General features: G+C 65.4%; 11 protein-coding genes. 1 reads left to right on the top strand and 10 read right to left on the bottom strand.

Annotated elements, in window-relative coordinates; genetic code table 11:
* Position 1: 1 nt before the first annotated feature.
* The 5 genes from ACMGF7_RS16205 to ssuD form a co-directional block, all read right to left on the bottom strand.
* Positions 2-706, bottom strand: a complete 705-nt coding sequence (locus ACMGF7_RS16205; RefSeq protein WP_004940850.1) for a methionine ABC transporter permease — start codon at positions 704-706, stop codon at positions 2-4.
* Complete coding sequence (locus ACMGF7_RS16200) at positions 703-1,722, bottom strand: methionine ABC transporter ATP-binding protein (protein WP_021505840.1); 1,020 nt, start codon at positions 1,720-1,722, stop codon at positions 703-705. Before ACMGF7_RS16200 ends, ACMGF7_RS16205 begins: the two co-directional genes overlap by 4 nt.
* Before the next feature lie 7 nt (positions 1,723-1,729).
* Positions 1,730-3,136 carry an LLM class flavin-dependent oxidoreductase gene (locus ACMGF7_RS16195; RefSeq protein WP_004940847.1) on the bottom strand — a complete coding sequence of 469 codons (1,407 nt, stop codon included), beginning with the start codon at positions 3,134-3,136 and terminating at the stop codon, positions 1,730-1,732.
* Between the two features lie 84 nt (positions 3,137-3,220).
* A complete protein-coding gene (locus tag ACMGF7_RS16190) occupies positions 3,221-4,600 on the bottom strand; it encodes an FAD/NAD(P)-binding protein (RefSeq protein ID WP_197799974.1) in 1,380 nt (459 codons plus the stop codon).
* Positions 4,600-5,772 carry an FMNH2-dependent alkanesulfonate monooxygenase gene (gene ssuD / locus ACMGF7_RS16185; RefSeq protein WP_049242383.1) on the bottom strand — a complete coding sequence of 391 codons (1,173 nt, stop codon included), beginning with the start codon at positions 5,770-5,772 and terminating at the stop codon, positions 4,600-4,602. Before ssuD ends, ACMGF7_RS16190 begins: the two co-directional genes overlap by 1 nt.
* A 279-nt stretch (positions 5,773-6,051) precedes the next feature.
* Between ssuD and ACMGF7_RS16180 the strand changes: the two genes are divergently transcribed.
* On the top strand, positions 6,052-7,965 hold the full coding sequence (locus tag ACMGF7_RS16180; RefSeq protein WP_049242386.1) for a sigma-54-dependent Fis family transcriptional regulator: 1,914 nt from the start codon (positions 6,052-6,054) through the stop codon (positions 7,963-7,965).
* A gap of 84 nt (positions 7,966-8,049) precedes the next feature.
* On the opposite strand, the gene ACMGF7_RS16175 is transcribed toward ACMGF7_RS16180, so the two are convergent.
* From ACMGF7_RS16175 to ACMGF7_RS16155, 5 genes are read right to left on the bottom strand one after another with little or no spacing between them, the layout of a single operon-like run.
* The gene (locus tag ACMGF7_RS16175; protein WP_420286518.1) at positions 8,050-9,162 is read right to left on the bottom strand and encodes an alkylhydroperoxidase domain protein; all 1,113 of its coding nucleotides are present in this window, start codon (positions 9,160-9,162) and stop codon (positions 8,050-8,052) included.
* Complete coding sequence (locus tag ACMGF7_RS16170; protein ID WP_075685215.1) at positions 9,159-10,202, bottom strand: putative FMN-dependent luciferase-like monooxygenase; 1,044 nt, start codon at positions 10,200-10,202, stop codon at positions 9,159-9,161. Before ACMGF7_RS16170 ends, ACMGF7_RS16175 begins: the two co-directional genes overlap by 4 nt.
* The gene (locus ACMGF7_RS16165; protein WP_049242392.1) at positions 10,199-11,857 is read right to left on the bottom strand and encodes a dipeptide ABC transporter ATP-binding protein; all 1,659 of its coding nucleotides are present in this window, start codon (positions 11,855-11,857) and stop codon (positions 10,199-10,201) included. Before ACMGF7_RS16165 ends, ACMGF7_RS16170 begins: the two co-directional genes overlap by 4 nt.
* Positions 11,854-12,744, bottom strand: coding sequence for an ABC transporter permease (locus tag ACMGF7_RS16160; protein WP_049242395.1), 891 nt, complete (start codon positions 12,742-12,744; stop codon positions 11,854-11,856). Before ACMGF7_RS16160 ends, ACMGF7_RS16165 begins: the two co-directional genes overlap by 4 nt.
* Positions 12,741-13,685, bottom strand: coding sequence for an ABC transporter permease (locus ACMGF7_RS16155; protein ID WP_004940833.1), 945 nt, complete (start codon positions 13,683-13,685; stop codon positions 12,741-12,743). The genes ACMGF7_RS16160 and ACMGF7_RS16155 overlap by 4 nt, the downstream gene beginning before the upstream one ends.
* Positions 13,686-13,694 lie beyond the last annotated feature (9 nt).

Below are 13,694 nucleotides of genomic sequence, written 5' to 3'. Positions count from 1 at the left end.
ATTAAAGGGTTTCCTGATGATGACGCAACGCGGCGACCAGGCGGTCACCAATAAACTGAATCAGTTGGATCGTGGCGATCAGCACCACAATGGTGGCGATCATGATGTGATTGTCGAAACGCTGGTAGCCGTACACCACCGCCAGATAGCCGATGCCGCCCGCGCCAATGGTGCCGGCGATGGCCGAATACTCGATCATCGAGATGACGTTCAGCGTGATGGCGGCGACAATCGCCGGCAGCGCCTCGCTGAGCTGCGCGCGGGTGACTATCTGCCAGATCGAACCGCCGGACACCAGCCCCACCGCCGTCACCTCCGGCGGCAGTTCGCGCAGCGCGTTCTCCACCAGCCGGCCGAAGAATGGAATGCCGGCGACGATCATCGGGATCACCGCCGCCGGAATGCCGATGGTGGTGCCGGTCAACCAGAAGGTGAACGGAATAATCGCCGCCATCAGCACCAGAAACGGCAGCGAACGGCCCATGTTCACCAACCAGCTCAGCGCGCGATTCAGCGCCGGGCGCGGAAACAAGCCGCGCGATGAGGTGTTGAACAGCACCACGCCGACGGCGCCGCCAATCGCCACCACAAACAGCATCACGATGCCGACCATCAGCCAGGTTTCGCCGTAGGCCGGCAGCATCAACCGATGGATCTCGCGCCAGGGTGTGTCCTGGCTCATCACGCTGTCTGACAGATTTTTCATACCGCCTCCTTCAACGCCGCCGGCTGTTCCAGCACCTCGGCGAGAATGCCCAACCGCCGCAGCTCGTCCTGCAGTTCAGCCACCGAACGCGAACCGCCGCCAAAACGCACCGCAATCTCCAACCGCCCGGCCAGGCTGCCGCCCACCACTTCAACGTGGCCGCCCAACAGATCGATCTGCAGGTCGAGTTGGCGGCTGATGCGGCTGATCCAGTCGGTGGCCGCCGGCTGACGGGCGCAGTAGGTTACCTGCAGCCGCAACGCGGCGTCGGACGCCAGCGTCTTCAGCGGGAACAGCCGGCGGCCCAGCGAGGAATCGGGTGCTGCCAACAGCTCGCGCACCGGCCCTTGCTGCACAATCACGCCGTCGCGGATCTCGGCCACCGCGTCGGCGGCGTCGCGCACCGCATCCATCTCGTGGGTGATCAGGATGATCGACAGGCCATACCGATCGCGCAGCTGTTTAAGCAGGCTGAGAATGGCCCCGGTGGCGTCCGGATCCAGCCCGGAGGTGGCCTCATCCGCCAGCAGCACCGACGGATTCAGCGCCAGCGCGCGGGCGATGCCGACCCTTTGGCGCTGGCCGCCGGACAGCTGCGCCGGGTAAAACGCCGCCTTGTCCGCCAGCCCCACCGCCGCCAGCAGGCTCTTTACCCGCTTGTCGATATCGCGCGGCACCACGCCCAGATAGGTCAACGGCAGCGCCACATTCTGCCAGGCGGTTTTGCGCTGCAGCAGCGCGGAAGACTGGAACACCGTGCCTATCGCCCGCCGCTCCCTGCGCAGCGCCTCGCCCGCAAGCCGCGACAAGTCCTGGCCGTTCACCCGGATACTGCCGCTGCTCGGCCGCTCCAGCAGGCTGATGCATTTCGCCAGCGTCGATTTGCCCGCCCCGCTGGGGCCGACCACGGCGGTAATCGATCCGGCCGGCACCCGCAGCGAAACGCCCTTCAGCACCTCAATCCGGCGCCCGTCCGGCGCGCGGTAAGCCTTGTGCAACTCCTCAATCTCTATCATCGCATCCTCACTTGACGCTCAGTGCATCGGCCAAGGACGCACCGGCCGGCCAGCGGTAGCCCACCGCCGGGTGCGGCTCCGCCAGGCGCGGCCCCTGGTTGAACAATTTTTCTCGCAGAGTGCCCGCCGTGTAGTCGCGCTTGTACGCTCCGCGTTTTTGCAGCTCGGGGATCAGCAGTTCCACCACGTCGGTGAAGGTTTCATGGGTAACGGCGTAGGCCAGATTGAAACCGTCAACATCCGTTTCCTCCACCCACGCCTGCAGTTCGTCGGCCACGGTTTGCGGGCCGCCCACCAACAGCGGGCCGAAACCGCCGATGCCGACCCATTCGGCGATGCCCTGTACTGTCCATTCACGGCTGGGATCGGCGCTGGAGAAAGTTTCCACCGCCGACTGAATGGCATTGGTGTGCAAATGCTTCAGCACCTGATCCGGCTGATACTGGCCGAAATCGATGCCGGTCCAGCCGGACACCAGCGCCAGCGCGCCTTCGTAGCTGGTATAAGATTTGTATTCCCGCCATTTTTCCTGCGCCTGTCGGTCAGTTTCACCGACGATCACCGTCTGCAGGTTGAAGATCAGGATGCTGCGCGGATCGCGCCCGGCCTCGGCGGCGCGACGGCGGATATCGGCCACGGTTTTTTTCAGCAATGTTTTCGAAGGAGAAGCGACAAACACGCATTCGGCGTGTTCCGCGGCAAACTGCTTGCCGCGGCTGGAAGCGCCGGCCTGATACAGCACCGGCGTGCGCTGCGGCGAAGGCTCACTCAGGTGAATGCCCGGTACCTGGAAAAACTCGCCCTTGTGGTTGATCGGATGAATTTTCGCCGGATCGCTGAAGATGCGCCGCTGACGATCGCGCAAAATCGCGCCGTCTTCCCAACTGCCCTCCAGCAGCTTGTAAACCACCTGCAGGTATTCATCGGCGTAGTCGTAGCGCGCATCGTGATCGGTCTGCGCCCGGTGGCCAATATTGCGCGCGCCGCTCTCCAGGTAAGAGGTAACGATATTCCAACCGATGCGCCCCTTGGTCAGGTGATCAAGCGTCGACAATCTGCGGGCGAAAGGATAAGGGTGCTCGAATGACAGCGAGGCGGTCAGCCCGAAGCCGAGATGTTCGGTAACCAGCGCCATCGGCGTCACCAGCGCCAGCGGATCGTTAACCGGCACCTGCGTCGCCTGGCGGATCGCCGCGTCGCCGCTGCCGTTAAGCACGTCGTAAATCCCCAGCACGTCGGCGATAAACAATCCATCGAACTTGCCGCGTTCCAGCAGGCGCGCCAGATCGGTCCAATATTCGAGATCCTTATACTGCCAGGAACGGTCGCGCGGGTGCGCCCACAGCCCCGGCGACTGATGGCCGACGCAGTTCATATCAAAAGCGTTAAGACGAATTTCACGTTGCGATGACATAGCGAGCTCCACAATTATCTGCCGGCCACGGGCGGAGCCGGGCCGGATGGGGGGTCTTAGGGTGTTAAAAACGGGAATGGACGATCAGTTTGCAGCCGGACATCGCGCCAGCAGGTATTGCGCGACGCTTTGGGCGTGTTCCGCCACCTGCGGCAGCCCCATCAGTTCGCCGAAGCGGCCGCGCGCCGCCGGGCCGGCCACCAGCAGGCGCGGGTTGGCAAGGCCGTCGCCGCCGATCGCCTGGCTGTCGGCATTGACCCACAGCCCCAATCCCAGCGGATCGGCGCGCAGCGCCCCCTGCTCCGCCAGCGAACTGAGCAACGGGCTGGCGGCGATCAGGCCGGCATGAGCCGGCCCCGTAGCGATCAGCAACCGCTGCGCCTGCAGCGCCCGCTCTGCGCCCTGGCGCGGCAGAATCGTCAAGCGCACGCCCTGCGGCATGGGTTCCGCCCGCCGCAGACGAGCGGCCAATACCTGCAGCGTGCCCGCCGCCTGTTGCTCCGTCAGCAGCGTGCTCACCTGCGGCGCAATGCGATAGCGGTGCACGTCCCAATAGGCGCGCAGATGCCGCAGAAAGCGCTGCTGTTCGGTCGGCGTCAACGCTTGCCACAGGCGCTGGCCCTGGGCGCGCACCGCGTCCAACACCGCCTGCCACGGCACCCGTTGCCGAGCGGCGCGCGCCACCTCAAGGCGCACCTGCCGCACCCCGTCACGCAGTCCGGATGGCGGGGTAAACGACCACGTCGGGTACTCCCCTTCGGCATTGGCACGCGGCAGCAAGCCGTGACGAGAGAACGCGGTAATCGGCCCGCGATGCCTGCGGCGGTGCAACGCCGCTACCGCATCGGCCATCGTCAGCCCGCTGCCGACGATCGCCAACGATTCATCGGGTTCAATCTCATCCAGCGCCCCCTCCGCCCAGGGATTGGCGATCAAACGCGCGTCGCGCGCCAGTTCCGGGGCGATCTGCCGCGGCAGCGCGGGCGGCGGATGGCTGGTCGCCAACACCACATAGTCGCCCCACAGCCGTTCGCCGCCGGCGGTGATGACGGACGCGCCCTGCGCCTGCGGCTGCAGGTGCTGCGCCCGATCGCGCAGGTGCCGCAAGCGGGCCTGGCCCGACTGCGCCGCCTGATGAAAACGTTCCTCGACATAGCGGCCGAAGGCGCCGCGCTGCGGATAGGCTTTACCGTCGCGCCACAACGCCTGCGGATCGGCCGCCAGCCCGCCGCTCTTGCGGAACCAGCGGTCAAAATCCCCCGCCGGTTCATCCGCCAGCTGCATCCTTTCGGCCGGGACGTTGATGCGGTGAGTCGGCTCGGTGGTCGAATACGCCACGCCATAGCCCGGCGCGGCGCGCGGTTCGATCACCGTGACATCCACCGCTCCGCGCGCCAGCTGGATCGCCAGCGCCGCGCCGGTGAAACCGCCGCCGATAACGATAATATGGGCACGCTTCGCCATCAGCCCTCCCGCTGCGCCGCGCCGGGACGACGATCGCCGCCGATGGTTTCGCCAAACGGGCCGGTATTGATCGTGCGAGCCGTCTGATGAGCCGACTGCGCCAGCGGCAGCAGCGGCATCACCAGCTCGGCGAAGCGGTGAGCCTCTTCCAGATGCGGATAGCCGGAAAGGATGAAATTGTCGATGCCCAGCGCCTGATACTCGCGTATGCACGCCGCCACCTGCTGCGGATTGCCCACCAATGCGGTGCCGGCGCCGCCGCGCACCAGGCCGACGCCGGCCCACAGGTTGGGGCCGATGCGCAGACTCTCGCGCGAGCCGCCGTGCAGTTCGCTCATGCGGCGCTGGCCGGTAGAGTCCATGCGCGCAAAGATCTGCTGCGCCGCCGCGATGGTGTCGTCATCCAGATGCGCGATCAGTCGCTCGGCCGCCGCCCAGGCTTCGTCTTCAGTTTCGCGCACAATAACGTGCAGGCGAATGCCATAGCTGAGTTTACGCCCCTGCCGCTCGGCGCGCTGGCGCACCGCCGCCAGCTTTTCCGCCACCTGAGCCAGCGGCTCGCCCCAGGTCAGGTAGGTGTCGATCTGCCCGGCGGCGATGTCGATCGCTTCCGACGATGAGCCGCCGAAATAGAGCGGCGGGCCGTTTTCCTGCACCGGCGGGAACAGCAATTCGGCGCCTTCGACGCGAATATGCTTACCGCTGAAATCCACCTTCTCCCCTTGCAACAGCCGTTGATACACCGTGAGAAATTCCTGTGTCACCTCATAGCGTTCGGCATGGCTGAGGAAGATGCCATCCCCTTTGTTTTCCACCGGATCGCCGCCGGTCACCACGTTGATCAGCAGGCGCCCGTCCGACAGCCGATCCAGCGTCGCGGCCATGCGCGCCGCCAGGCTCGGCGGCTGCAGGCCGGGGCGCACCGCCACCAGGTAGCGCAACCGGCGGGTGATCGGCGCCAGCGCCGCCGCCACCAGCCAGGAATCTTCGCAGCTTTTACCGGTTGGGATCAGCACGCCGTAATAGCCGAGGTTGTCGGCGGCCAGCGCCACCTGCTGCAAATAAGGCAGGTCCACCGGGCGCCCGCCCTGCGCCGTGCCCAGATAGCGACCGTCGCCGTGGGTCGGCAGAAACCAGAAAACGTTGATGCGATCTTTCACTGACTCAGTCATTTATGCCTTTCCTATATAACTATTTTCATTATTTATCGATAGAAAAACTTTGCTTGGTTATAAAAAGAAAAGCAGGATGCGTGCCACATTGCAGATTTAAAAAAACCAATGCATATCAATATATTGATGAGATATCGACGTCAAAACGCTGCTGCATTGGCAGCAGGCGGCGGCGGAAAGCTGTTGCCAATGCAGCACCGTGCGCCTTTTATCCTCTCGCGGCGGCTCATTGGCTGGGATAAGATTTTTTTCCCCATCGTCGTCAGACAGGAGACGCCCATGTACGATCCCCAACCGTTCGCCGCCGACAAACCGGTGCTGATCGATCCGGCGTCGCTCGCTCTGCAAAGCGTGCTCGATCGGCTGGCTCCCACCGACGCCACCGTGCTGATCGTCGGTGAAACCGGCACCGGCAAAGAAGTGGTGGCGCGCTATCTGCACCACCACAGCGCACGCCGCCATCAACCTTTCCTGGCGGTCAACTGCGGCGCGCTGACGGAAAGCCTGGCGGAAGCCGAACTGTTCGGCCATGAGAAAGGCGCCTTCACCGGCGCCGTCGGCACTCATCAGGGCTGGTTCGAAGCGGCGGAAGGCGGCACCCTGCTGCTGGACGAGATCGGCGAGCTGAACCTGTCGCTGCAGGTCAAGCTGCTGCGCGTGCTGCAGGAACGGGAGATCACCCGCGTCGGTTCGCGCAAACCGCTGAAGATCGATGTGCGGGTCATCGCCGCCACCCACGTCGATCTGGCCGGCGCGATTCGCCAACGGCGGTTCCGTGAAGATCTCTATTACCGCCTGAACGTGGCGGCGGTGACTTTACCGCCCTTGCGCCAGCGGCCGGACGATATTCCGGTGCTGGCCAGACATTTTCTTGCGCTGTACGCCCGCCGTCTGGAACGGCCACTGCCGCGGTTGACGGCGGAAGCGCAGCAGGTGCTGCTGGACTACCCCTGGCCCGGCAACGTGCGCGAGCTGGAGAACACGCTGCATAATGCGGTCTTGCTGAGCCAGGAGGGGGCGATCGCCCCGCAGCAACTGCAGCTCACCCATCGCCTGACGGATAACGGCGGCGGCGGCGACGACGCCATCGATCGCTTTGTGCAGCAGCAGTTGCAAGGCGACAGCGCGCAGCTTTACCAACGGGTGCTGGATGCGCTGGTGCGCAACGCCTTCGAACGCAGCGGCGGCAACCAGCTGCAAGCGGCGTCGTTGCTCGGCGTCAGCCGCAATACCCTGCGCACCCATTTGGCGCATCTTGGTCTGATCAAACCGCGCCGCCGCAGCGTCGGCGCCCCCTCACATTCACCGGCCATCAGCGCAGCGCCGCTGCCCGAACGCGAACTGCGCATCGGCTATCAAAAGTTCGGCAACCTCGGGGTGCTCAAGGCGCGGCAAAGCCTGGAACAGCTCTTCGCCACACAGCGCATCAGCGTGCTGTGGAGCGAGTTTCCCGCCGGGCCGCAGCTGCTGCACGCGCTCGACGGCGATGAGATAGACTTCGGCACCACCGGCGAAGTGCCGCCGATTTTCGCCCAGGCACAGGGCAATGCGCTGGTGTACGTCGGTTTTGAGCCGCCGGCGCCGCAGAGCGTGGCGATGGTGGTGCCGCAAGACAGCCCGATACGCAGCGCCGCCGATCTGCGCGGCAAACGCATCGCGCTCAACAAAGGCTCCAACGTGCACTATTTATTGCTGCAGATGCTGGACGAACAGGGATTGACGTTGAACGACGTGCGTATCGTCTACGCGCCGCCGAAGTATCCGCTGTCGGCGACCGATCTGCAGGCGGTGGACGCCTGGATGATGTGGGATCCGCTGCTCAGCGACGCGCAACGCAACGGGGAACTGCGCGTGATCGCCGACGGCACCCAGCGGGTGCTCAATCAGCAATTCTACCTGGCGCGCCGCGACTTCGCCGAGCGCTCGGGCGATCTGTTGCAGCCGCTGATGCAAGCATTGCAGCACACCGGCCGCTACATCACTGCGCAGCCGAGAGAAGCCGCTCGTCACCTTTCCAACGAACTGGGGCTGGCGAGCGCCTCGCTGGAACTCGCGCTGTCGCGCCGCAGCCACGAGATCCGCGCCATGGATTTGCAGGTGATCCGCCAGCAGCAAAGCATCGCCGACCGCTTCTACGCCCTCGGGCTGCTGCCCAGAGCGATCGCCGTGCGCGAGGCGGTCTGGCCGCTGTGATCCCCTGCCGAAAGCGCCGACGCCAGATGTCCGGCGGATCCCGGGCGGCAGCCGACAATGCCGCCGCCTGAAAGAGGGCAGAGATCAGAGATAAGGTTCGCCCAGCGTCAACATCAACCGGTTGGCCCAGGCGAAAAACGCCGTCGCCTGCACCAAATCCAACAGCGCCAGCTCATCCAGGCCCTGAGCGCGCAACGCCGCCAGTTGCCCGGCGTCAGCCTGCGGCGGCGTGGCGGATAGCGCGGCGGCAAAGGTTATCTGCGCTTGCCAGGCGTCATCCTGCCCCTGGCTCAACGCGCCGCCCGGCGCCACCGCCAGCAACCGATCTATCTCGGCTTCGCGCTTCGACAGCTGCGTCGCCTTGCGCGCATGCACCGAGGCGCAGTAGATGCAGCCGTTCACCTTGCTGGCGACCGTCGCCGCCAACTCGCGATCCTGCCGCGACAGCCCGCCGGAGGTATAAAAAATCGCCCGGTCAGCCAGCGTGCGTTGTTCCAGCACCGGATGGTTGCGCGCCAACAGGCGGAAGTAATCGGAATCGGCGTGGCCAAACCGCTCTAGCAACGCCCGGCCGGCGTCATCGAATTCCGCCAACGGCTTGGCGGCGATCCACGGCTCCCACCCCAGTTCTTGCCGGGTAAACGCCGGCGGCGCGTGACGGCCGCCTCGCGTCGCGCTCTCCGTTCGCCAGCGGCCGGCCGTTACCGGCTGATGCGCCGCAGCGTCGTCCGTCTTGCCGCCCAACAACCGGTAGCCCCGCAGCAAGCGGCTTTGGAAACTGACAAAGGCGATTAACTGCGACAATGTGACGATGGCGTCCAGCGACCAGCCGGTCTGCCGCAGCGCCTGCAAGTGCTGGGCGTTGGCGTTGGCCGGTTGAAACGCCAAACGTTCTGCATGCGCCAACGCCGCCGGCAGCCGCTCGTCTTCCGGCGCGTCGCCCTGACGTTCCAGCAGAGCAGCGTAATGCGCGGCCAAGCGCGGCTCGCCATGCCATTCACTGATGCGCTGAGCCAACCGCAGCCGCTGCGCCAGCGGGAAATCGCCGGCGTCCGCAGGCGCAAACAGCGCCAGATAGCTGGACTGAACGGCATCGGTCGCCGCCTGCCGGGTGGCTCTGGCCTGCGTCAGCGTGGAATCCGGCGCAATCTCGGCCAGTTCGGCCAGCAGATCGACCTGGTGCGGTAATGTCGTCATAGCTTTTCCTCAACGTGATATTCATAAGCAACGGCGGGCATGCCGCGCCGCCAGCCCAGTTCAGGGGCCACGTGGCGGGCGATAAGATCGATAGAACGCAGAATATGGGCGTGCGGCGGGTCGATGGAGTGCACCTGAAACGCCAGATCGGTGACGCGCGCCAGCGCCCTGTCCCGTTGCAGCGAGGCTATTACCTGATCTGGCGTGCCCAAGTGCACGTCGAAAGCGCGGATCAGGCCGTCGAGCGACGTATCGGCCAACCGGTGGCCGCTGGCGCGCATCCGCTCCAGCCCACGGCTCAACCCGGCCGTGGCGAAGTCGCGTGCCTGCTGGCCGTTCTCGCTGACAAACGCAGTGCGCGACCCCATGATGCGCGGCGCCACCCCTGGCGGCAGCGCCGCCAGATAAGCGTCAATGATCGGATTCTGCAGTTCGTCCAGCGGCAGGTCAGGCGCGTCCGCCGGGCGCGGCTGCGTGCGCGACAGCATCAGGCCGTCACCGGCGCGGCCGGCCCGTTCGCCCCCTTCCACCGAGAACGTGGCCTGCCAGACGCGCTGCGCCAGCTGCGGCGCCGCCGGGTACAGCCGGTTGTCTTCGCCGCCCAACGCCTCTCCGCGCCAGGCGCTCAGCAACGTGCGCAAATTCTCGGCGAATGCCGTGTTGCGCTGCCCGGCGTCGAGACCGAAAGCGGCGAAAGAAGACGGCGTGCCGCCGCCGGCCACGCCCACCTCCAGTCTGCCGTCGGACAACAGATCCAGTACCGCAGTGTCTTCCGCCACCCGCAGCGCCGACTCCATCGGCAACGTGATCACCCCGGTGCCCAGCCGGATACGGCGGGTGCGTGCCGCCGCCTGCGCCAAAAACACCAGCGGTGATGGCAGACCGCCCTCATCGGCATGAAAGTGGTGCTGCGCCACCCAGGCGGTGTCGAACCCGGCTCGTTCGGCGTGCACGATCTGTTCGGTCGCCAGCCGGTAGCGCTCCTGCGCGCTGCCCTGATCCAGCAATCGGGTGAAGAAACCGAGTCTTTTTCCGCTCATATCGCCTCCTCGAATTTTGGCTGTCCGGCATGCGATGCGCGGCCGGGAATGGCGGCGATCAATTGGCGGGTGTAATCGCTCCCCGGCATGGCGAACAACTCGGCGGTGGCGCCGCCGTCTACCCGTTCACCGCGGTGCAATACCGAAACGCTGTGCGAAATCCGCCGCACCGTCGCCAGATCGTGAGAAATAAACAGGTAGGTCAGGTCCCGCTCCTGCTGCAACTCTTGCAACAAATGCAGGATCTGCGACTGCACCGTGACGTCGAGCGCCGACGTGGCCTCATCCAATACCAATATTTGCGGTTGCAGCACCAGCGCGCGGGCAATCGCCACCCGCTGACGCTGGCCGCCGGACAGTTCGTGCGGCCTGCGGTTCAGCAAATCGGGCGGCAGCGCGACCCGTTCGAACAGCTCACGCACCCGCCGATCTCGCTCCGGTTTGCCGATCGGCGCGAAATTCAGCAGCGGTTCTTCAATCACCCGATAAAGAGTCTGTTTGGGATCGAGCGAGCCGAACGGATTCTGATAAACCAGCTGAATGCGCTGCCGAAACTGACGCAGCGCTTCGCCCCTGAGACCGATAACATTGACGCCGTCGATCAGGACCTGCCCGGCATCCGGCCGCTCGAAGCCCAGCAGGCAACGCGCCAGCGTGCTTTTGCCCGACCCGGACTCTCCCACCAACGCATGGGTGGTGCCGCGCGGCACGCTGAATGACACGCGATCCAGCGCGCGGAACCCCTGGCCGCCGGACAGCCGAAAATCCTTAACCAGCGCCTGAACCACGATCGCCGGCGGCTGCCCGCTGCGTTTCGGCGGCGGCGCAACGGCGCCGCTCAATGAAGGCGCATCGGCTAACAGTTTACGGGTGTATGCGCTGGCAGGCGCGCGCAGCACCTCGGCGGTAGCCCCCTGTTCCTGCACCCGGCCGTGGCGGAACACCAGCAACCGATCGGCGCGTTCCGCCGCCACGCCCAAATCGTGCGTCACCAGCAGCACTGCAGTGCCGAATTCGCGCCGCAGCTCGTCGATCAGATCGAGAATGCGTTTTTGCACCGTCACGTCCAGCGCGCTGCTCGGTTCGTCGGCAATGATCAACGCCGGCTGCAGCGCAATGGCGATGGCGATCAATACCCGCTGCTTCATGCCGCCGGAAAGTTGATGCGGAAACTGGCGCGCCCGCAGTTCCGGGTGCGTCAGCCCTACGCGGGTCAGCAGTTCCGTCACCCGCTGTTGTACCTGCCCGCGCGGCAACCGGCGGTGAATATTGACGATCTCCGCCACCTGCTCGCCGATGGTTTTTACCGGGTTGAGCGAGCTGGCGGGATCTTGCGGGATCAGGCTGATTTGCGCCCCTCTCACCGCATCCAGCCGCCGCGATGACCAGCCGGCGATATCGGTGCCGTGCAGCCGGATGGCGCCCTGTTCAAGGTGGCCGTTGTCGGCCAGCAAGCCGATGATCGCCTGCGCCGTGGTGGTTTTGCCGGAACCGGATTCGCCAACCAGCGCCACCACTTCCCCCGGCTCAATCGTGAACGACACCTCATGCACCACCCTTCGCCTGCCTTCGTTGCCCTGATAGGCGATGGAAACCTTGTCCAGCGCCAGTACCGGCGGCCGCGCCGCCCGTTGCCATGCCGCTTGCATGCTCATCGCGCTTTTCCTCCCAGCGAACGGCTGATGCGGTTAGCCGCCAACACCACCGCCACCACCACCATGCCCGGGAAGGTGGTCAGCCACCAGGCGGTGGAAATGTAGTTGCGCCCTTCGGCGATCAGCAGCCCCCATTCCGGGGTTGGCGGCGGAGTGCCGTAACCGAGGAAGCTCAGGGTGGCGATCGCCAGGATCGCACTGCCGAACTGCAGCGCCGAGAAGGCGATCACCGAAGTCAGCGAGTTCGGCAGGATATGCCGCCACAGCACCGCCCAAAAGCTGCCGCCGCTGCCGTAAGCCGCTTCAACGTAATCGCTGTGCCGCACTCGCACCACTTCCGCCCGTGCCAGACGGGCAAAGTTGGCAACCGAAGTGACGCCCACGGCGATGGCGGCGTTGACCGTACCGAAACCAAGCAGGATGATAATGCTCAGCGACAGCAGCAGGCCGGGGATCGACAGCAGCACATCGACGACGCGCATCACCGCGTCGTCCGCCACGCCGCCCAACGCGCCGGCGATCAGGCCGAGCGCGGTGCCGAACACCAACCCCAGCGCCACCGCCACTACCGCGCCGGCCAGGGTTTGCGACGCGCCGTACACCATGCGCGCATACAGGTCGCGTCCCAGTTGATCGGTGCCAAGCCAATGCTCACCGCCGGGCGTCAGTCGCTGCGCGCCGGCAATGCCTTCGGTGCCGCTGTAGGCGGTAAACAGCTGCGGCGCCAACGCCCACAGCACCACCAGCGCAATGACCGCCCAGGCCAGCAAAAGCGTCAGGGGGACACGGCGGCGGCTCGAACGACTGGCGGGCAGCGCGCCTTCACTTTCAGCGCCGGACAGATCGCGCTCCGGAACCGTGGCTTTTTCAAAGGAGATACTGCTCATAGGGATGCTCCTGCCTGGGTTTTCAGCCGCGGATCCAGCAGCGGGAACAGCAGATCCACCAGCAAGTTGATGATGACGAAAGCGGCGGCCGAGATCAGCACTATCGCCTGCAGCACCGCCACGTCCTGATTGACCACCGCTTGCTGGGTCAATTGCCCCAGGCCGCTGCGGCCAAACACGGTTTCGGTGATCAGCGCCCCGGCGATCAGTTCGCCGAACAGCATGCCGGCGATGGTCAGCGCCGGCAGCATGGCGTTGCGCGCCACATGCCGCCACAGCACCCCGCTGCGGCTGGCGCCCTTGGCCCGCGCCACCGCGACGAACGGCTGGGTTTGCACCGCATCGATGCTGCGGATCAGAATTTGCGCCAGCGGCGCGGAGATCGGCAGCGCCAGCGTCGCGATCGGCAAAATCACCCCCTGCCACTCGCCGGGGTTAATGATCGGGATCAGCTTCAGGCGGAACGAAAAGAGCTGAATCAGCACAATGCCCAGCCAGAAGGTGGGCACTGAAACGAACAGCGACGGCAGCATCTGCAGCGCCGAACGCAGCCAGCCGAAGCCGGTCAGGTTGGAAACAAAAGCGATAATCAGCGCCAGCAGCAACGCCACCGCAAAACCCAGCACCGCCAACTGCAGCGTGGCGGGCAGATTAGCCGCCAGCAGCGCGGTAACCGGCACCCCGGCCTGCATTGAGAAGCCCAGATCGCCATGCAGCACGCTGCCCAGGGTATGCAGATACTGCCGCCACAGGGGGACATCCGCGCCATAGGCCGCGCGCATGTCGGCGATCTGCGCCGGACTCAGCCCCATGTCCGGGTTCTGGAATTTGATCAGGATCGCATCGCCCGGCAGCACCTGCAGCAGGATGAACGACAGGGTAAAGGCCGCCCACAGCACCAATGCCGCCTGCCCGATGCGCCCCGCCAGATATCGCTTCATTGCGCCCCC

The organism is Serratia sp. BNK-17, from assembly GCF_048684935.1.
Taxonomy (GTDB): domain Bacteria; phylum Pseudomonadota; class Gammaproteobacteria; order Enterobacterales; family Enterobacteriaceae; genus Serratia; species Serratia nematodiphila.
This window is presented reverse-complemented; position numbering and strand designations above follow the sequence as displayed.

Coding starts and splice junctions, on each gene's coding strand:
- ACMGF7_RS16160 (WP_049242395.1), bottom strand. CDS start 12,744: ATGAGCAGTATCTCCTTTGAAAAAGCCACGGTTCCGGAGCGCGATCTG.
- ACMGF7_RS16175 (WP_420286518.1), bottom strand. CDS start 9,162: ATGACGACATTACCGCACCAGGTCGATCTGCTGGCCGAACTGGCCGAG.
- ACMGF7_RS16180 (WP_049242386.1), top strand. CDS start 6,052: ATGTACGATCCCCAACCGTTCGCCGCCGACAAACCGGTGCTGATCGAT.
- ACMGF7_RS16195 (WP_004940847.1), bottom strand. CDS start 3,136: ATGTCATCGCAACGTGAAATTCGTCTTAACGCTTTTGATATGAACTGC.
- ACMGF7_RS16170 (WP_075685215.1), bottom strand. CDS start 10,202: ATGAGCGGAAAAAGACTCGGTTTCTTCACCCGATTGCTGGATCAGGGC.
- ACMGF7_RS16200 (WP_021505840.1), bottom strand. CDS start 1,722: ATGATAGAGATTGAGGAGTTGCACAAGGCTTACCGCGCGCCGGACGGG.
- ssuD (WP_049242383.1), bottom strand. CDS start 5,772: ATGACTGAGTCAGTGAAAGATCGCATCAACGTTTTCTGGTTTCTGCCG.
- ACMGF7_RS16155 (WP_004940833.1), bottom strand. CDS start 13,685: ATGAAGCGATATCTGGCGGGGCGCATCGGGCAGGCGGCATTGGTGCTG.
- ACMGF7_RS16190 (WP_197799974.1), bottom strand. CDS start 4,600: ATGGCGAAGCGTGCCCATATTATCGTTATCGGCGGCGGTTTCACCGGC.
- ACMGF7_RS16205 (WP_004940850.1), bottom strand. CDS start 706: ATGAAAAATCTGTCAGACAGCGTGATGAGCCAGGACACACCCTGGCGC.
- ACMGF7_RS16165 (WP_049242392.1), bottom strand. CDS start 11,857: ATGAGCATGCAAGCGGCATGGCAACGGGCGGCGCGGCCGCCGGTACTG.